The organism is Pseudomonas sp. PI1, from assembly GCF_000812405.1.
Lineage (GTDB): Bacteria > Pseudomonadota > Gammaproteobacteria > Pseudomonadales > Pseudomonadaceae > Pseudomonas > Pseudomonas citronellolis.
The window spans coordinates 1-16276 of record NZ_JWMC01000004.1 but is presented as its reverse complement, the minus strand read 5'-3'; the positions used below and the strand labels follow the sequence as shown (position 1 = coordinate 16276).

18 protein-coding genes are annotated in these 16276 nt (G+C 67.9%); 9 read left to right on the top strand and 9 right to left on the bottom strand.

Annotated features, from left to right (window positions below):
- Nucleotides 1-77 precede the first annotated feature (77 nt).
- Nucleotides 78-1448: a DUF1329 domain-containing protein gene (locus RN02_RS01155; RefSeq protein ID WP_009616060.1), complete on the bottom strand. Its 1371-nt coding sequence runs from the start codon at nucleotides 1446-1448 to the stop codon at nucleotides 78-80.
- A gap of 23 nt (nucleotides 1449-1471) precedes the next feature.
- On the bottom strand, nucleotides 1472-3229 hold the full coding sequence (locus RN02_RS01150) for a DUF1302 domain-containing protein (RefSeq protein WP_043312634.1): 1758 nt from the start codon (nucleotides 3227-3229) through the stop codon (nucleotides 1472-1474).
- Between the two features lie 228 nt (nucleotides 3230-3457).
- Here RN02_RS01150 and RN02_RS01145 point away from each other — a divergent pair, with 228 nt between their 5' ends.
- The 3 genes from RN02_RS01145 (at nucleotide 3458) to RN02_RS01135 (ending at nucleotide 6373) form a co-directional block, all read left to right on the top strand.
- Nucleotides 3458-4264 carry an AraC family transcriptional regulator gene (locus RN02_RS01145; protein ID WP_043273144.1) on the top strand — a complete coding sequence of 269 codons (807 nt, stop codon included), beginning with the start codon at nucleotides 3458-3460 and terminating at the stop codon, nucleotides 4262-4264.
- Between the two features lie 299 nt (nucleotides 4265-4563).
- Nucleotides 4564-5985, top strand: a complete 1422-nt coding sequence (locus RN02_RS01140; protein WP_043312633.1) for an NAD(P)/FAD-dependent oxidoreductase — start codon at nucleotides 4564-4566, stop codon at nucleotides 5983-5985.
- Between the two features lie 43 nt (nucleotides 5986-6028).
- Nucleotides 6029-6373 carry a cupin domain-containing protein gene (locus tag RN02_RS01135; RefSeq protein WP_009616056.1) on the top strand — a complete coding sequence of 115 codons (345 nt, stop codon included), beginning with the start codon at nucleotides 6029-6031 and terminating at the stop codon, nucleotides 6371-6373.
- A 327-nt stretch (nucleotides 6374-6700) separates the two neighbouring features.
- Here RN02_RS01135 and RN02_RS01130 read toward each other — a convergent pair whose 3' ends face one another.
- From RN02_RS01130 to RN02_RS01105, 6 genes are all read right to left on the bottom strand, one after another.
- Entirely contained in the window at nucleotides 6701-7468 is a 768-nt protein-coding gene (locus RN02_RS01130) for a crotonase/enoyl-CoA hydratase family protein (protein ID WP_043312631.1), read from the bottom strand.
- Nucleotides 7469-7583: 115 nt separating this feature from the next.
- Entirely contained in the window at nucleotides 7584-8495 is a 912-nt protein-coding gene (locus RN02_RS01125) for an SDR family oxidoreductase (protein WP_043312630.1), read from the bottom strand.
- Nucleotides 8496-8616: 121 nt separating this feature from the next.
- Nucleotides 8617-9513, bottom strand: coding sequence for an alpha/beta fold hydrolase (locus RN02_RS01120; protein ID WP_043312629.1), 897 nt, complete (start codon nucleotides 9511-9513; stop codon nucleotides 8617-8619).
- Nucleotides 9513-10289, bottom strand: a complete 777-nt coding sequence (locus tag RN02_RS01115) for a class II aldolase/adducin family protein (protein ID WP_043312627.1) — start codon at nucleotides 10287-10289, stop codon at nucleotides 9513-9515. The genes RN02_RS01120 and RN02_RS01115 overlap by 1 nt, the downstream gene beginning before the upstream one ends.
- A 209-nt stretch (nucleotides 10290-10498) precedes the next feature.
- Entirely contained in the window at nucleotides 10499-11185 is a 687-nt protein-coding gene (locus tag RN02_RS01110; RefSeq protein ID WP_043312625.1) for an LrgB family protein, read from the bottom strand.
- Nucleotides 11172-11549: a CidA/LrgA family protein gene (locus tag RN02_RS01105; RefSeq protein ID WP_009616050.1), complete on the bottom strand. Its 378-nt coding sequence runs from the start codon at nucleotides 11547-11549 to the stop codon at nucleotides 11172-11174. Before RN02_RS01105 ends, RN02_RS01110 begins: the two co-directional genes overlap by 14 nt.
- Nucleotides 11550-11647: 98 nt before the next feature.
- On the opposite strand from RN02_RS01105, the gene RN02_RS01100 reads away from it, so the two are divergent.
- A complete protein-coding gene (locus RN02_RS01100; RefSeq protein WP_043312623.1) occupies nucleotides 11648-12538 on the top strand; it encodes a LysR family transcriptional regulator in 891 nt (296 codons plus the stop codon).
- 255 nt (nucleotides 12539-12793) lie between these two features.
- Here RN02_RS01100 and RN02_RS01095 read toward each other — a convergent pair whose 3' ends face one another.
- Nucleotides 12794-13246, bottom strand: coding sequence for a flavodoxin (locus RN02_RS01095; protein WP_043312620.1), 453 nt, complete (start codon nucleotides 13244-13246; stop codon nucleotides 12794-12796).
- Between the two features lie 148 nt (nucleotides 13247-13394).
- On the opposite strand from RN02_RS01095, the gene folM reads away from it, so the two are divergent.
- The 5 genes from folM to RN02_RS01070 all read left to right on the top strand — a co-directional run bounded on the left by folM (nucleotide 13395) and on the right by RN02_RS01070 (nucleotide 15862).
- Nucleotides 13395-14105, top strand: coding sequence for a dihydromonapterin reductase (gene folM, locus RN02_RS01090; protein WP_043273149.1), 711 nt, complete (start codon nucleotides 13395-13397; stop codon nucleotides 14103-14105).
- Nucleotides 14106-14134: 29 nt separating this feature from the next.
- Entirely contained in the window at nucleotides 14135-14695 is a 561-nt protein-coding gene (gene folE, locus RN02_RS01085; RefSeq protein WP_009616046.1) for a GTP cyclohydrolase I FolE, read from the top strand.
- Nucleotides 14696-14697: 2 nt separating this feature from the next.
- Nucleotides 14698-15069 carry a dihydroneopterin triphosphate 2'-epimerase gene (gene folX, locus RN02_RS01080; RefSeq protein WP_009616045.1) on the top strand — a complete coding sequence of 124 codons (372 nt, stop codon included), beginning with the start codon at nucleotides 14698-14700 and terminating at the stop codon, nucleotides 15067-15069.
- Between the two features lie 117 nt (nucleotides 15070-15186).
- A complete protein-coding gene (locus tag RN02_RS01075) occupies nucleotides 15187-15510 on the top strand; it encodes a DUF1244 domain-containing protein (protein ID WP_009616044.1) in 324 nt (107 codons plus the stop codon).
- Nucleotides 15511-15523: 13 nt separating this feature from the next.
- A complete protein-coding gene (locus RN02_RS01070) occupies nucleotides 15524-15862 on the top strand; it encodes a HopJ type III effector protein (RefSeq protein ID WP_009616043.1) in 339 nt (112 codons plus the stop codon).
- The last annotated feature ends 414 nt before the right edge of the window (nucleotides 15863-16276 follow it).

Here is a 16276-nt window from a genome sequence, read left to right as displayed (position 1 = left end):
GTAGCGACATATCACCCTTTGGCATTACAGGAAGGTACATGGCCGGCGGCAACCCCCGCCGCCGGCCATGGCCCGGCTCAGCGCACGCCTTCGTTGCGCAGCGCCGCCGGGGTGTAGTCGGCCATGCTGGCCTTGATGCCGAAGCGGTAGCCGCTCTTCTCTTCGTTGAACAGGCCCAGGGCCAGGTAGCGGCCGGCGATCACGTCGTAGATCACCTCCGGCACGTAGCCGCCGGCCTGGTGCACGTAGTTGAACATCTGGTGGCCTTCGGAAACGCGCCACAGCTGGCCGCGGCCGTCGTAGTGGTCGACTTCGGCGATCTGCCAGCTGTCTTCGTCTATGTACATGTGGCGCTTGGCGTAGATGTGCCGCTCGCCCGGCTTCACGGTGCCCACCACTTCCCACACGCGGTGCAGCTCGTAGCGCGTCAGGTCCTGGTTGAGGTGGCCGGCCTTGACGATGTCGTCGTACTTGTAGGTCGGCAGGCCCAGCTTGTAGCTGTTGTAGGGGATGTACAGCTCCTTCTTGCCCACCAGTTTCCAGTCGTAACGGTCCGGCGCGCCGGAGAACATGTCGAAGTTGTCCGAGGTGCGCAGGCCGTCGGCGGCGGTGCCGGGGCCGTCGTAGGCCACCTGCGGGGCGCGCCGCACGCGGCGTTGGCCGGCGTTGTAGATCCACGCCAGGCGCGGCTCCCTGACCTGGTCGAGGGTCTCGTGCACCAGCAGCACGTTACCGGCCAGGCGCGCCGGCGCCGTTACCGACTGCTTGAAGTACAGCAGGATGTTACTGACCTTGGCGAGGTCCACGTCGCCCATGTTCTGCGGGAAGGCCACGGTCTCCTCGAAGCGGATCGGCGTGTAGCTGCCGTTGGTCTGCGGGGTGACCTGGACCACGGTGCGCGCCAGGTTGCCGCCGCGGTAGCGGGTGATGTGGTTCCACAGCACCTCGACGCCGTTCTTCGGCAGCGGGAAGGCGTAGTAGCGGCTCTTGTCGAAGTTGGCCAGGCCGTTGCCGTCGTTGATCGGCTGCACGTTCACCGCGCTGGTCTTGACCGCCTGGTAGATCTCCGCCGGCTGCGAGAAGGTGCGGTGGGTCTTGTACACCGGGATGCGGTAGGTGTCCGGGTAGCGCTTGAACAGCGCCACCTGGCCGTCGGTGAGCTTGTCCCGGTACTGGTCGACGTTCTGCGCGGTGATGGTGAACAGCGGCTTCTCGCCGGCGAAGGGGTCGCTGAGGAAGCCGCGGGCGTCCTCGCTGCCGGCGCTCTTGTCGATGCCGCCGGTCCAGGCCGGGATGCTGCCGTCGGCGTTGCCTTCCTTCTGCGCGCCCATGGGCGTGAGGCTGGTGCCGAGCTTGGCCGCCTCGTCCGCGGACACCGCCGCCATCACGGCGCCGGAGAGCAGGCTCAGGGCCAGGGCGCCGCATTGCAGGATTCGTATCTTGTTCATCTTTCCTGTCCTTGACTGACCGATCAGAAGTTCACACCGAAGCTGACGGCGATGAAGTCGCGATCGTTGATCGGGTTGTAATCGCCACCGAAGAAATCGGTATAGCTGATGCTGGCGGTATAGGTGTTCTGGTAGTCCGCATCCAGGCCGACGCTGACCGCCTTGGCGCCTTCGCTGAAGTTCGGGCCGTAGCCGTGCACGTCGTGGGACCAGGCCAGGTTCGGCTTGAAGTTGATGCCGGCGATGACGTTGGGGTAGTCGAGGATGCCGCGCACGCGGTAGCCCCAGCTGCTGCTGGTGTAGAAGCCCTTATTGTTGCACTCGCCGGGGTTGGCGGTGTTCAGCAGGCCCTGGCACAGGGAGTTGTTGGGCAGCTCGCCGATGCCCCAGATGGAGTCGCGGCCGAAGCGCAGCTCGCTGTCGTCGATGCCGCTGATGTGGTTGTAGCCCACCTCGCCGACCACGGTCAGGCGTTCGGCGGCCAGCACCTGGTCGAAGAACTGCGTCACCGTCACCTGGGCCTGGGTCACCGGCTTGCGTACGTAGCCGTGGATCACCTCGCCGGCGCTGGGCGTGGCGAAGCCGCTGGAGTAGATGGGGTTGCCGAACAGGGTGGTCGGGTAGAGCGCGGCCACGGTCAGGTCGGTGCTGTTGAGCTGCAGCGGCATGTTCGGCCGGTAGCTGACCTCGCCGGCCACCGAGGTGCCGCCGATGTTGGTCTGGAAGCTCAGGCCGTAGAGGCGGATGTCCTCCGGGTACTCGATCAGGTACTGCGCGCTGGCCTCGCCGGTGGCGGCGTTGGCGGTGGCCAGGCCTTGTCCGGCGATGGTGCTGAAGACCGGGTTGCGGCTGTGGTAGTTCATCACGTAGGCGCCGAACTCGGTGTCGTTCAGCTCCGCCGCGTACCAGCGCAGGGCCAGGCCCCACTGGCCGCCGTCGCGGGCGGTGTTGTCGCCGGAACGCGCCAGGTAGCGGTAGCCGCTGGCCGGGTCGGTGTCGAAGTCGCTGCCGGCGAAGACCAGGCGGTTGCAGCCGTTGGCCGCCACGTCGGTGGTGGAGAAGAAGGTGCCGCAGTTGTCGACCACGGTCTTCTCCCACTTCAGCTGGTAGAAGCCCTCGGCGGTGAGGCTGTCGGTCAGGCCCTGGGACATGTAGAACATGCTCACCGGGATCAGGCCTTCCTTGATCTCCGCGCCGGGGCGGCGGAAGGCGGCGACGTCGACCGGGTTGATGCTGTTGATGGAGTTCTGGATGAAGGTGCTTTCGCCCCAGCTCACCACCTGCTTGCCCAGGCGCACGGTGCCGGGCAGGTCGCCGATGCTGTACTTGTGGTAGATGAAGGCGTCCAGCAGTTCGGCGCCGGAGGAGCGCGCGCCCATGCTGCGGCCCTGGTCGCTGATGTCGTACAGCTCGCGGTGCTCGTCCTTCAGCTCGAAGTCGTACCAGTACTTGCCGCGGACGAAGACGCCGGTGTCGCCGTACTTCAGCTCCAGGTCGTGGATGCCCTTGAAGATCTTCGAGAAGGTCTCGCCCTTCTTGAAGTTCAGGCGGCCGTCGTCGGAGGTCTGCGACGATGCCGTTCCGCCGTTGCGAGCCCCCACGTATTCCGAATCGGCGTCGCGCAGCCCCCAGCTGGCCCCCACGGACAGCGTCGAATCCAGCTGCCCCTCGATTTCCCCGATGTTGAACGAGACGGCCCCGGCCTGGGTGGCGCAACCCAGGGCTACAGCAGCGGCCAGCAGTTTCGGTTGGAACGATACGCGCCTTGTTTTTGTTGTCATTCGGCACTCCTGACGGTGTCTAGGCGGCTACACGCTACTCAGCCGGCCCGGTCGCGACCAAGCGCACCAAGGAGGTATTTGCACTGTCAGCCGAAAGAGTGAATCCCCCCTCTGCGACGGCCCCGGGCGGCCACCATTGACGCCGGGCATGGCCCATCATGCAGTGCCTGGATGATAGCGGGGCCTCCCCCCTACCCGAGCGCGCCGCTCTGCGGCATCCTGTGCGCCATGCAAGCGACCCACCCGACCCCGGCCGACAGCCACCTCACCCCGAGCACCCGCGACGTGGTGCAGCGCTACCACGACAGCTGGAAGCGCCGCGACCTGGACGCGGCGCTGGCGCTCTACCATCCCGAGGTGGAATACAACGACTACTTCCAGAACCGCCGCATGGGCCTGGCGGACCTGCGCGAGTACGTCACCCAGACCATGCCCAGCCGCCCGGACGAATTCCTCGACCACATCGACCGCATCCGCGTCGACGGCGACACGGCCTTCATCCAGTACCGCACCGCCATCACCCTCAGCGGGCGCCTGGCGGTGTTCCACTCCAGCGAAGCCATCAGCGTGCGCGACGGGCTGATCTGGCGCATCAACGAATACGCCACCCTGGTCCGCGAGGACGCCCCGGGCGCCGCACGCGCCTCCGGCGACAGCCGCCCGCCGGCCAGCCGCCTGGGCCTGTCGCCGCGCCAGCTCAGCCAGTTGGCCGCGGACCTGGAGGAATACTTCCACAAGGCCCAGCCGTACCTGGCGCCGGACCTGGACCTGTCGCAGGTGGCCGGCGCCACCGGCTACACGCGCAACCAGATTTCCTACCTGCTCAACCAGGTGATGGGCCTGAGCTTCTACCAGTACGTCAACCAGAAGCGCCTGCAGCACCTGCTGGAACAGTTGCGCCCGGCCACCTCGGCGCGCATCGACGAGCTGGCCTTCTCCGCCGGCTTCAACTCGCTGTCGGCCTTCTACCGCTGCTTCCGCCAGCAGACCGGGCTGTCGCCGCGGGAATACCTCAAGCGGATGGAAAACCCGTAACGCCGAGGCGCTCTTCGTAGGATGGGTTGAGCTTGCGAAACCCATGCGGTCGCGGTGATGGGTATCGCTTCGCTCAACCCATCCTACGACGGCGTTTCTGCTGCACCTCGTAGGAGCGGACCTTGTCCGCGATAGCCGAACATATCGGCGCGTTTCGCGGATGAGATCCGCTCCTACAATTGCCGTCAGCCGGTGCCGTCAGCCGGCTTTTCCCCGCGTACCCGCGCGCACGACAGGAATGCCGGGCGCTTCTAGGCTTGCGCACATTCCCCATCACCCTTCTGCCCGGAGTCGCCCCTATGTCGGCATGGCGCCATATCAGCCTGTGGATGAACCAACTGGACGACGACTTCATCGCCCGCCCGGCCCTGGAAGGCGCCCTGGAGGTCGACGTGGCCATCGTCGGCGCCGGCTACACCGGGCTGTGGACGGCCTATTACCTGAAGACCCGCGCGCCGCAATTGAAGGTCGCCATCCTCGAGGCCGAGACCGCCGGCTTCGGCGCCTCCGGGCGCAACGGCGGCTGGCTGATGGGCGCGCTGCTGGGCGAGGACCGCCTGGTGGGCCGCATGCCCGAGCCGCGCCGCCGCGAGACCTGGGACCTGCTGCACGGCATCCCCGACGAGGTGGCCAGGGTGCTGGAACGCGAAGGCATCGACTGCGACTACCGCAAGGGCGGCGTGCTCTATTGCGCGGCGCGCTACCCGGAACAGGAACGCCGCCTGCGCCAGTACCTGGCCGACCTGCGCCACGAGGGCCTGGGCGAGGACGATTACCGCTGGCTGTCGAAGGCCGAACTGGACGGCCAGTTGCGCATCCCCAGCGCCCTGGGCGCGCTCTACACCCCGCACTGCGCCACCATCGACCCGGCCAAGCTGGCCCGCGGCCTGGCCACAGCGGTGGAACGCCTGGGCGTGCAGGTGTTCGAGAAGAGCCGCGTCAGCCACTGGCAGCCCGGCCTGCTGCGCACCGACAAGGGCAGCGTGAAGGCCCACTGGATAGTGCCGGCGGTGGAAGGCTACGCCGCCGCCCTGCCGCCCCTGGGCAACTACCAGCTGCCGGTGCAGAGCCTGCTGGTGGCCACCGAGCCGCTGCCCGAGTCGGTGTGGGCGGAGATCGGCCTGGAGCACGGCCAGGCCTTCAGCGAATTCAGCCGCCAGGTCACCTACGGCCAGCGCACCCGGGACAACCGCCTGGCCTTCGGCGCCCGCGGCGGATACCGCTTCGGCGGCAAGCTGCGCAGCGATTTCAGCCTCGATGACGACGAGGTCGGCCTGCGCCGCTACCTGTTCGGCGAGCTGTTCCCGCAGCTCAAGGACGTGAAGATCACCCACACCTGGGGCGGCAACCTGGGCATGTCGCGGCGCTTCCACCCGCACATGCTGATCGACCGCCGCAACGGCATCGCCCTGTCCGGCGGCTACGGCGGCGAGGGCGTGGGCGCCACCAACCTGGGCGGGCGCACCCTGGCCGACCTGATCCTCGGTAACGACAGCCTGGAGACCCGGCAGAACTGGGTGATCCACGACCGCGCCATGACCGACGCCCTGCGCGCCTGGGAACCCGAGCCGTGCCGCTGGCTGGGCTACAACGCGATCATCCGCAGCTTCGTCCACGAGGACGAGGTGCTGGCCAACCCCAACACCCCGGCCTGGCGCCGGCAACTGGCGGAAAGACTCGCCGCCGGCATGGAAGGCCTGATGACCTGGAAGGTCGGCTGAAGCCGGCCGCCCCCCTTTGCACCGACAACCCACTGGAGCCCCGATGAAGATCACCCACCTCAAGGACACCCCCAACGCGCCCCTGGGCGAAGCCAGCCCGGTCGGCGTGCCGCTGGGCGAGCCGGTCTCGCACACCCGCGTGGCCGAAGTGGAACGCCCCGACCAGGTCGACACCGGCATCTGGGAATGCACCCCGGGCCGCTGGCGCCGGCAGATCGTCGAGCAGGAGTTCTGCCACTTCATCAGCGGCCGCGGCACCTTCACCCCGGACGACGGCGAGCCCATCGCCTTCCAGGCCGGCGACGCCTTCCTGCTGCCGCAGAACAGCCTGGGGGTGTGGGACATCCAGGAGACGGTGCGCAAGACTTACGTGATCATCAAGCGCTGAGGCGTAGCGCCGCCGCTCTTCGTAGGAGCGAGCTTGCTCGCGAATGGCGCCTCCCGGTGACTACGGTGTTTCGGGTTGACTCCGCCCCCTCTCCCCAGCCCTCTCCCTGAAGGGAGAGGGAGCCGTTCGGAGCTAGTTGGAAGTCAGGCCTACTCCTGATACGCCATGCTCACAGGATTACGCCGAACACGCAGCAGGCAGAGGACAGTCCCCTCTCCCTTCAGGGAGAGGGTTAGGGAGAGGGAAAGGCGCTTCCCTCATGCAACGGCGCCCCAGGGAAACTCCATTCGCGAGCAAGCTCGCTCCTACGAAAAGCAACCCTGCCCCTCAGAACTTCCCATGCCGCCCCTCCCCCCGCGCGAAGCGTTGCGCCCCGGCCTGGGTCTCGCCGCTGAGAATCACCATCAGCCCACCCTGGAATTCATTCGCCATGGCCACGTCGAACGACTGGTTCCACTGCGCATAGACGCTGTCGCGGTCGGCCAGCATGCAGGCCTGGGGGAAGTCGGCGATCTGCCGGGCCAGGTCCTCGGCGGCGGCGCGGGCCTCGCCCTTGGCCACCACGCGGTTGGCCAGGCCCATGCCCAGGGCTTCCTGGGCGGCGACCGGGCGGCCGGTGAGGATCAGGTCCAGCGCCCGGCCCTGGCCGATGATGCGCGGCAGGCGCACGGTGCCGCCGTCGATCAGCGGCACGCCGAAGCGCCGGCAGAACACCCCGCACACCGCGTCCTCGGCCATCACCCGCAGGTCGGCCAGCAGCGCCAGCTCCAGGCCGCCGGCCACGGCGTAGCCCTCGATGGCGGCGATCAGCGGCTTGTTCAGCTGCATGCGGCTGGGCCCCATGGGTGCGTCGCCTTCCATTTCCAGGCGGTTGCGCCGCTCGCTGCCCTCGGCCACCGCGGCGAGGTCCGCGCCGGCGCAGAAGGTGCCGCCGGCGCCGGTGAGCACCGCCACCTTCGCCTGCTCGTCGGCCTCGAAGGCGCGCAGGGCCTCGGCCAGGGCGTCGGCAGTGGGCCGGTCGACCGCGTTGCGCGCCGCGGGGCGGTCGATGATCAGGGTAGTTACCGGGCCGTTGTGCTCGACGATCACGCTCATGCTGGACTCCAGGCTGACGGAAAGGACGAAGGCCGGCTTGCGCCGGCCTTCCACCTTACTGCGTCACGGCGCGCGGAGCAGCACCCTGGCCGTTCCGCCCGTCTGCCTGTCGCGATCAGCCGACGTATTTCTGCAGGTTGGCCATCATCTCGCGCAGGGCCTCGACGTTGTCCGCCGGGTGCACGGCGTTCTCGAAGCTACTGATCTGCTGCCAGTGCGCCGCCACGTCCTCGGCGTCGAAGCCCGCGCGCGGGTCGAAGCCGAAGCCCAGGCTGCGCTCCCAGCGTACCTTGCCCATCCAGCCGCCGCCCACTTCATACAGGCCGGAGGTGTCCTGGCAGGCCTCGCTGCCCAGGTAGACCACCAGCGGGCTGACCAACTCGGGCTTGAGCTGCTCGAACACCTGCGGCGGGATCAGCCCCTCGGTCATGCGGGTGCCGCCGGTGGGGGCGATGGCGTTGACCAGGATATTGCTCTTGCGGCCTTCCAGGGCCAGGGTGCGGGTCAGGCCGTAGAGGCCGAGCTTGGCCATGCCGTAGTTGCTCTGCCCGAAGTTGCCGTAGATGCCCGAGGTGGAGGCGGTGAAGATCACCCGCCCGTAGCCCTGCTCGCGCATCAGCGGCCAGGCGGCGCGGGTCACCTTGTAGGCGCCCTCGACGTGGACCTTGTAGACCAGGTCCCAGTCGGCGTCTTCCATCTTGTGGAAGGTCTTGTCGCGCAGGATGCCGGCGTTGTTCACCACCACGTCGACGCGGCCGAAGGCTTCCACGGCCTCGCGCACGATGTTCTCGCCGTCGGTCACCGAATCGTGGTTGGCGATGGCGGTGCCGCCGGCGGCGCGGATCTCCGCCACCACGCGGTCGGCGGCCGAAGCGTTGGCGCCTTCGCCATGGGTGCTGCCGCCCAGGTCATTCACCACCACCTTGGCGCCATGCTTGGCGAACAGCAGGGCGTGGGCACGGCCAAGGCCGCCGCCGGCGCCGGTGACGATCACGACCTTGTCGTCGAAACGAACGGCATCACTCATGGTTGGTACTCCCAGGCAGGTTGATGGCTACGGAGTGTCAAACAGACGTTTGACGGTCACAACCAAGACGCCGGGCCTGAATATGCCGCGATAAGGTCCGGGGATGATGCCGGCGGCCCCTTCAGGCCGCCGGCTGCACCTGCCCCGCCAGGCGCGTGCGGAACGCCAGGTAGTGCGCCAGCACCTGCTCCGGCGCCTCGGTCTGCGGATAGTGGCCGATGCCGTCGAGCATCACCGTGTCCGGCCGCGGGATCAGCTGGCGGTAGCGCTCGACCATGTGCGCGCCGGAGATCGGGTCCACGGGCCCGTCGATCAGCCGCAGCGGCACGGACGTGCGCTGCATGGCGCCCACCCAGCGCTCGCGGTGTTCGCGGCGGTCGAGGATGTAGTGGATCAGCCGGTGCATCACCTTCGGCCCGTCGTTGCAGGCGATCAGGCTCCAGAAAGCGTCCAGCTCCTCCTCGCTCGGCCGGGTGCGCGGGCCGAACACCTTGGCGAAGTTGGCGGCCAGCTTGCCACGGTCGAAGAGGCGCCCGAAGAAGCCGCCCAGCGGGCTGAGCAGCAGCTTCTGCGAGAGCACCGGGCGGTGCGTCTCGGGGAACAGCCCGCCATTGAGGAACACCAGCGAGGCCAGTTGGATGCGCCCTTCCAGGTGCCGCGCCAGCAGTTCCTGGCCGACGCTGTTGCCATAGTCGTGGACCAGCAGGTGCACGGGCTCGCGCACGTCCAGATGGGCCAGCAGCGCCTGTTGCAGGTCGGCCTGTTCATGGATGCGATAGGCGTGGTTGCGCGGCTTGGCCGAGTCGCCGAAGCCGAGCATGTCGCCGGCGATCACCCGGTAGCGCCCGGCCAGCGGCTGCCACAGCTTGTTCCAGTCCCAGGAGGCGCTGGGGAAGCCGTGGATCAGCAACAGCGGCTCGCCCGCGCCGGCCTCCCAGTAGCGGATGGCGTGGCCGTTGAAGTCGAAGGTGCGCCCCTGCGCGCGCCAGTCGCGCAGGGGGATGGCGATGCCGGCCATCAGTCGCGGTAGCCGGGGTTCTGCAGGTCGAGCTTGCGCAGCAGCGCCGGCCAGGCCAGGCTCCCGCCCATGCCCTGGGAGGTCTTCATCACCCCGGCGACCATCGCCCGGGCGCCGTCGAGGATCTGCTGCGGGATGCGGATCAACTCGCCACCGCCGCTCTGCGCCATGATCTGCGCCTCGCAGGCGCGCTGCAGGGTGAACATGCCGAGGAAGGCGTCGGCCACGGTGCCGAAGGCGGTGAGCAGGCCGTGGTTGGGCAGGATCATGAAGTGCTTGTCGCCCAGGTCGGCCTGCAGGCGGGCCTTCTCGTCATGGTTCAGGGCCACGCCCTCGTAGCCGTGGTAGGCCAGGCTGGAGAGCACGAACAGCGACTGCTGCGACAACGGCAGCAGGCCGTTCTTCTGCGCCGACACGGCGATGCCGGCGGGGGTGTGGATGTGCAGCACGCAACCGACGTCGTGGCGCACCTCGTGCACGGCGCTGTGGATGGTGTAGCCGGCGGGGTTGATGTCGTAGGGGCTGTCCATCAGCTTCTTGCCGGCCAGGTCCACCTTCACCAGGCTGGAGGCGGTGATCTCGTGGAACATCATGCCGTAGGGGTTGATGAGGAAGTCCTCGGTGCCCGGGACCTTGGCCGAGATGTGGGTGAAGATCAGGTCGTCCCAGCCGTACAGGGCGATCAGCCGGTAGCAGGCGGCGAGGTCGACGCGGGTCTGCCATTCGGCCTCGGAGACCTGGTCTTTCACGGAGGGTGCGGGAGCGGCGGCGTTCATGGGGCGGTCCTCATCGTTGTTGTTGTTCGATGGGGCCAGTCTAGTCAGGCGAAGGCCGCGGGACTGTCGGGGGTCTGACAGTCCTATCCTACGCGGCAAATGACGACACCCCGTAGGATGGGTTGAGCGAAGCGATACCCATCACCGCGACCGCATGGGTTTCGCAAGCTCAACCCATCCTACGAAAGGCACCTCGGCGCGGCTCGCTCCTACAGGACCAGCGCGACGGCGGGCGCCAGCATCAGGTTGAACAGCCCGGTGAGGACCATCAGCAGCCCCGCCGTGGAGCCCTCCTCGCCGCCGAACTCGTAGGCCCGGCTGGTACCCGCGCCGTGGGCGCCGACGCCTAGCAGCGCGCCGCGGGCGAGGGTCGAGCGCAGCGGCAGCAGCTTCATCAGCAGGCCGCCGGCCAGGGCGCCGAACACCCCGGTGATCATCACGAAGGCTGCGGTCAGCTCCGGCACGCCGCCCAGGTCGTGGGACATCTCCATGGCCAGCGGCGTGGTGATCGAACGCGGCACCAGCGACAGCGCCACCTGGCCGTCCAGCGCCAGGGCGTTGGCCAGCATCCAGGAACTGCCGATGGCCACCGCGGAGCCGGCGCCCATGCCCACCAGCAGCGCCGGCCAGTGCCGCGCCAACAGCGCGCGCTGCTGCCAGATGGGCACGGCGAAGGCCACGGTGGCCGGACCGAGCAGCGCCACCAGCCAGTTGGTGTCGCGCGAGTAGTCGGCGTAATGGGCGTGCAGCGGAATGGCCACGGCGAACAGCAGCGCCGGGACGAACACGATGGGCGCGAAGCCGTACCAGCGCACGCGCTTGTACAACTGGCGGCTGAACAGGTAGCCGCCGAGGGTCAGGGCCAGCCAGAACAGGGCTTGCTTATCGAGACTCATGGCGCGACCTCCAGCGGTACATGCCCTCTACCGACAGCGCGGTGACCAGCATCACCAGCAGCGTGCTGCACATGATCACCAGCAATATCTTCCAGCCCTCGCTGCGCAGCAGCGGGCCATAGTCCAGCAGGCTCATCAGCGCGGGGATGAAGAACAGCAGCATCTCCGCCAGCAGCAGCCCGGCGCCGCCCTGCAGCAGGGCCGGGCGGATCGCCCCGCTGGCGAACAGCGCCAGCAGCAGGCCGAGCCCCACCACCCCGCCGGGCAGCGGCAGGCCGGTGGCTTGCGCCAGCCAGCCGCCGAACCACCAGAAGGCGATGAGGACGGCGAGTTCGAAGCCCAGTCGGGCGATGCGGCGGATCATTTCGGGTGCCTGCGTGGCGGTGTGCTGTGGATGGCGCTCAGGTTAAGCCCGGGGCTACTATCGCCAAAGCGAATTGTTCGAATCGAGGCCATTCCAAAATGGAATTCAAGCAACTGCGCAGCTTCGTCGAAGTGGTGCGCCAGGGCAGCTTCACCCAGGCCGCGCAGCGCCTGCACGCCAGCCAGTCGGCGATCAGCAAGCAGGTGGCCCAACTGGAGCAGAGCCTGCACGTGCAGCTACTGGAACGCAGCGGCCCCCACGTGCGCCTGACCGCCGCCGGCGAAGTGGTGCTGCGCCGCGCCGAGGACATGCTGCGCCTGCGCCGCGAATTGCTGATCGAACTGGACGACCTCAGCCAGATGCGCCGCGGCGAACTGCGCCTGGGCCTGCCGCTGCTGGGCGCCGACGCCCTGTTCGCCTGGCGCTTCGCCGAATACCGCAAACGCTACCCGCACATCCAGGTGCACCTGGTGGAAGGCGGCAGCAAGAGCCTGGAGTTGGCGCTGCACGCCGGCGAACTGGAACTGGCCGGCGCGCTCACGCCGAACGACCCGGCCTTCGACTGGCAGCCGTTCTGCAACGAACCGCTGGACGCCCTGCTGCCGGCCGAACACCCGCTGGCCGGGCGCGAAAGCATCGCCCTGGCCGAACTGGCCGACACGCCCTTCCTGCTCTACCAGCAGAGCTTCACCCTCAACGACCGCCTGCTGCGCGCCTGCCGCGAGGCCGGCTTCGAACCCCGCGAGGGCGGGCGCAGCGGCCAGGCCGACTTCCTCGGCGCGCTGGTGGCCGCCGGGCAAGGCGTGGTGCTGCTGCCGCGGGCGGTGGCGCAAGAAGTGGAACGGCCGGGGGTGGCGCGGGTGCTGCTGAGCGAGCCGGACCTGCGCTGGGACATCTGCTTCATCTGGCGCCGCGACGCCTACCTGTCCCATGCGGCCAAGGCGTGGCTGGCGCTGCTGGAGGAGTTTCCGCTGCATCCCATGGGCTGAGCGGGCATCGCGGACGGAGTTCGCTCCTACGGTTCCAGGAAGCACGGCTTTTCGTAGGATGGCGTTGAGCGAAGCGATACCCATCAGCGCAACCGCATGGGTTTCGCAAGCTCAACCCATCCTACGAAGAGCACCTCGGCGCAAGACAGTCGCTCCTACGTTGCAGGCGAGCACAGCTTCTCGCAGGAGCAGGCCCTGCCTGCGATTCGCGCGCAGGGCGCGCTCCTACAGGTGGGGCCCGCTGCAGGTCGTGCATCAACCCCTCAACGCAGCGATGAACTCGGCGATCCAGGGCTCGGCATCGGTCTCCGGGGTGACCGTCTCGCTGGCATCCAGGCGCAGCATCGGCAGCACCTCGCGCAGGCCCAGTTCGGCGTACAGCTCGCGCACCTGCTCGCCGCCGCCGCAGTAGGTGTCGCCGTAGCTGGAGTCGCCCAGGCCGATCACCGCGCCGGGCAGGCCGCGCCAGTTCGGCAGGCGGTCGCGCAGGGCGTAGTACAGCGGCTGGATGTTGTCCGGCAGCTCGCCCAGGCCGGTGGTCGAGGTGACCGTCAGGAAGGCGTCGGGCGCGGCTTCGATCAGCGCGTCCAGGGTGGCGCGCGGCTCGAACCAGGTCTCCAGGCCCGCGGCCTCCAGCAGGCGCCTGGCATGGCGCGCGACCTCTTCGGCGGTGCCGTAGACCGACCCGGACAGAATGGCGACTTTCATGGAAACTCCCGGTTCATGCGACAAACGCCCATTATGCCGCAAGCCGGCCACGGGTGTTCGCCGGCGCCGCCGGGCTGGTATAGTTTTTTCCCACCGCGCCGCTCGGATATGCCTCCGCCGGCGGTTTTCCACCAGCCACGAGGCTCGCATGAGCGCATCCCCGGCCCCCATCCTGATCACCGGCGCCAGCCAGCGCGTCGGCCTGCACTGCGCGCTGCGCCTGCTCGACGCGGGCCAGCCGGTGATCGTCAGCTACCGCAGCGACAAGCCCGGGCTGCAGCAACTGCGCGAGCGCGGCGCGACCTGCCTGTACGGCGACTTCGCCGACGAGGCCGGCATCCTCGCCTTCATCGACGAACTCAAGGCGCACACCGACAGCCTGCGCGCCATCGTCCACAACGCCTCGGCATGGCTCGCCGAAACGCCCGGCCACGAGGCCGAGGCCTTCCGCGCGCTGTTCAGCGTGCACATGCTCGCCCCCTACCTGATCAACCTGCACTGCGCGCCGCTGCTGGAACGCTCGCAGCCGGCCGACATCATCCACGTCAGCGACGACGTGGTGCGCAAGGGCAGCGCCAAGCACGTCGCCTACTGCGCCAGCAAGGCCGGGCTGGACAGCCTGACGCTGTCCTTCGCCGCGCGCCTGGCGCCGAAGATCAAGGTCAACACCATCGCCCCGGCGCTGGTCATGTTCAACGCCGGGGACGACGCCGACTACCGCGCGCGCACCCTGGCGAAATCCGCCCTGGGCATCGAGCCCGGGCCGGACGTCGTCTACCAGGCCATCCGCTACCTGCTGGACACCCCCTACGTCACCGGCACCACCTTGACCGTCAACGGCGGCCGGCACCTCAAATGACCGCCCGGCGTGGCGCGAGGAACCCTGCAATGACCGATTCCCTGTCCGCGAACTACCGCGAGATACTCCTGGGCCTGGGCGAGAACCCCGAGCGCGAGGGCCTGCTCGACACCCCCAAGCGCGCCGCCAAGGCCATGCGCTACCTGTGCCACGGCTACGAGCTGAGCCTGGAAGAGGTGGTCAACGGCGCGCTGTTCGCCTCGGATAACGACGAGATGGTGATCGTTCGCGACATCGAGCTGTATTCGCTGTGCGAACACCACCTGCTGCCCTTCATCGGCAAGGCCCATGTGGCGTACATTCCCACCGGACGGGTGCTGGGCCTGTCGAAGGTGGCGCGCATCGTCGACATGTTCGCCCGCCGCCTGCAGATCCAGGAGAACCTGACGCGGCAGATCGCCGAGGCGGTGGAGCGCATCACCGGCGCTGCAGGCGTGGCGGTGGTGATCGAGGCCCAGCACATGTGCATGATGATGCGCGGGGTGGAGAAGCAGAACTCGCAGATGTTCACCTCGGTGATGCTCGGCGCCTTCCGCGACTCCAGCAACACCCGCCAGGAATTCCTGCAACTGATCGGACGGAGCAAGTGACAATGACGCAACTGCAGCCGGGCATGGCGCGGATCCGCGTGAAGGATCTGCGCGTGCGCACCTACATCGGCATCAAGGAAGAGGAAATCCTCAACAAGCAGGACGTGCTGATCAACCTGACCATCCTCTACCCCTCGCAGGAGGCGGTGCAGGTCAACGACATCGAGCACGCGCTGAACTACCGCACCATCACCAAGGCGATCATCGCCCACGTCGAGGAGAACCGCTTCGCCCTGCTGGAGCGCCTGACCCAGGAAATCCTCGACCTGGTCATGGCCCACCCGGCGGTGCGCTACGCCGAGGTGGAAGTGGACAAGCCCCACGCCCTGCGCTTCGCCGAGTCGGTGTCGATCGCCCTCGCCGCGCAGCGCTGAGCCGCGCGCGCCGCCTGGCCAACGGCCATTGCTGGCGCCCGCCCCCGCTCTTATCATCTGCCCAGCCCCGAAGAGCCCCGACGTCCCACGACGACGCGCCAAGCGAGAGCCCGACCCATGAGCAAGCCCGAACACAGCATCCTCGACCTCAGCCAGGAACAACGCACGGAACTGGAAGCCGCGGCGTTCCGCACCCTGGTGCAGCACCTGCGCAACCGCAAGGACGTGCAGAACATCGACCTGATGAACCTCGCCGGCTTCTGCCGCAACTGCCTGTCCAAGTGGTACAAGGCCGCGGCCGACGACATGGGCCTGGAACTGAGCCCGGAACAGGCCCGCGAGGAGATCTACGGCATGCCTTACGCCGAATGGAAGGCGAAATACCAGAAGGAGGCCTCGCCCGAGCAGCAGGCCGCCTTCGACACTGCCAAGAAACACTGACGAGCCCGCCTTGATGACCCTCACCGATTTCCGCGCGCGCCTGCGCAGCGAGCAGCACCTGTTCACCGATACCCTGGCGTTCATCGCCGAGCACTACAGCTACAGCCCCAGCGCCTTCAGCAACGGCCCGGTGGAAAACCCGGCCGGGCAGAACGAGGGGTCCTGCAAGACGCTCGGTTTCGCCATCCTCGAGGGCCTGAGCCTGGAGGAAACCCTGCTGGCCTTCGGTGAGCATTACCGCGCGGTGCGTGATACGCCCGAGGGTACTGATCACGCCAATATCCGGGCGCTGCAGAATACCGGCCTGGCCGGCGTGCGATTCGAGCGTCAGCCGTTGTCGCGGCGCGGTTGAGGCCCCCGGATACAGAAAGCCCCGCTGATGCGGTAATGCTGTTCACTTAAGCGATATGTGGTGTTCAACGAAGGTGCGCCAGCCTGGCTTCGCTCCCTCACCCCAGCCCTCTCCCAAAGGGAGAGGGGGCTATTCGGAGCGTGCGGGGAGTTCGGCGTCATCCCGGAACGCCTACCTCTTCTCGTCATTCCCGAGAACGCGAGCCCTGGGTTCGCGAGCAAGCTCGCTCCTACGAAAAGCCAAAGCGCATTCGCTCTGGCTTTTGCTCTTGAGACTTCCAGAGAAACATCCGCGCACTCCGAAACGCCCCTTCAGCAGGCCGAGCGAAACCGGCGCTCAGGAGGTCATGCGACATGGATGTCGCGAGAGCCCCGATGGGCTACAGGGACGTACCCTCGGGGCGGGCCTCCGTGG

Excerpts from the sequence above, each read along its gene's own strand:
- RN02_RS01145 (WP_043273144.1), top strand. The coding sequence starts at position 3,458 with ATGCAAGCGACCCACCCGACCCCGGCCGACAGCCACCTCACCCCGAGC.
- RN02_RS01120 (WP_043312629.1), bottom strand. The coding sequence starts at position 9,513 with ATGGCCGGCATCGCCATCCCCCTGCGCGACTGGCGCGCGCAGGGGCGC.
- RN02_RS01125 (WP_043312630.1), bottom strand. The coding sequence starts at position 8,495 with ATGAGTGATGCCGTTCGTTTCGACGACAAGGTCGTGATCGTCACCGGC.
- RN02_RS01100 (WP_043312623.1), top strand. The coding sequence starts at position 11,648 with ATGGAATTCAAGCAACTGCGCAGCTTCGTCGAAGTGGTGCGCCAGGGC.
- RN02_RS01140 (WP_043312633.1), top strand. The coding sequence starts at position 4,564 with ATGTCGGCATGGCGCCATATCAGCCTGTGGATGAACCAACTGGACGAC.
- RN02_RS01155 (WP_009616060.1), bottom strand. The coding sequence starts at position 1,448 with ATGAACAAGATACGAATCCTGCAATGCGGCGCCCTGGCCCTGAGCCTG.
- RN02_RS01105 (WP_009616050.1), bottom strand. The coding sequence starts at position 11,549 with ATGATCCGCCGCATCGCCCGACTGGGCTTCGAACTCGCCGTCCTCATC.
- folX (WP_009616045.1), top strand. The coding sequence starts at position 14,698 with ATGACGCAACTGCAGCCGGGCATGGCGCGGATCCGCGTGAAGGATCTG.
- folM (WP_043273149.1), top strand. The coding sequence starts at position 13,395 with ATGAGCGCATCCCCGGCCCCCATCCTGATCACCGGCGCCAGCCAGCGC.
- RN02_RS01070 (WP_009616043.1), top strand. The coding sequence starts at position 15,524 with ATGACCCTCACCGATTTCCGCGCGCGCCTGCGCAGCGAGCAGCACCTG.
- RN02_RS01095 (WP_043312620.1), bottom strand. The coding sequence starts at position 13,246 with ATGAAAGTCGCCATTCTGTCCGGGTCGGTCTACGGCACCGCCGAAGAG.
- RN02_RS01115 (WP_043312627.1), bottom strand. The coding sequence starts at position 10,289 with ATGAACGCCGCCGCTCCCGCACCCTCCGTGAAAGACCAGGTCTCCGAG.
- RN02_RS01130 (WP_043312631.1), bottom strand. The coding sequence starts at position 7,468 with ATGAGCGTGATCGTCGAGCACAACGGCCCGGTAACTACCCTGATCATC.
- RN02_RS01075 (WP_009616044.1), top strand. The coding sequence starts at position 15,187 with ATGAGCAAGCCCGAACACAGCATCCTCGACCTCAGCCAGGAACAACGC.
- folE (WP_009616046.1), top strand. The coding sequence starts at position 14,135 with ATGACCGATTCCCTGTCCGCGAACTACCGCGAGATACTCCTGGGCCTG.
- RN02_RS01110 (WP_043312625.1), bottom strand. The coding sequence starts at position 11,185 with ATGAGTCTCGATAAGCAAGCCCTGTTCTGGCTGGCCCTGACCCTCGGC.
- RN02_RS01135 (WP_009616056.1), top strand. The coding sequence starts at position 6,029 with ATGAAGATCACCCACCTCAAGGACACCCCCAACGCGCCCCTGGGCGAA.
- RN02_RS01150 (WP_043312634.1), bottom strand. The coding sequence starts at position 3,229 with ATGACAACAAAAACAAGGCGCGTATCGTTCCAACCGAAACTGCTGGCC.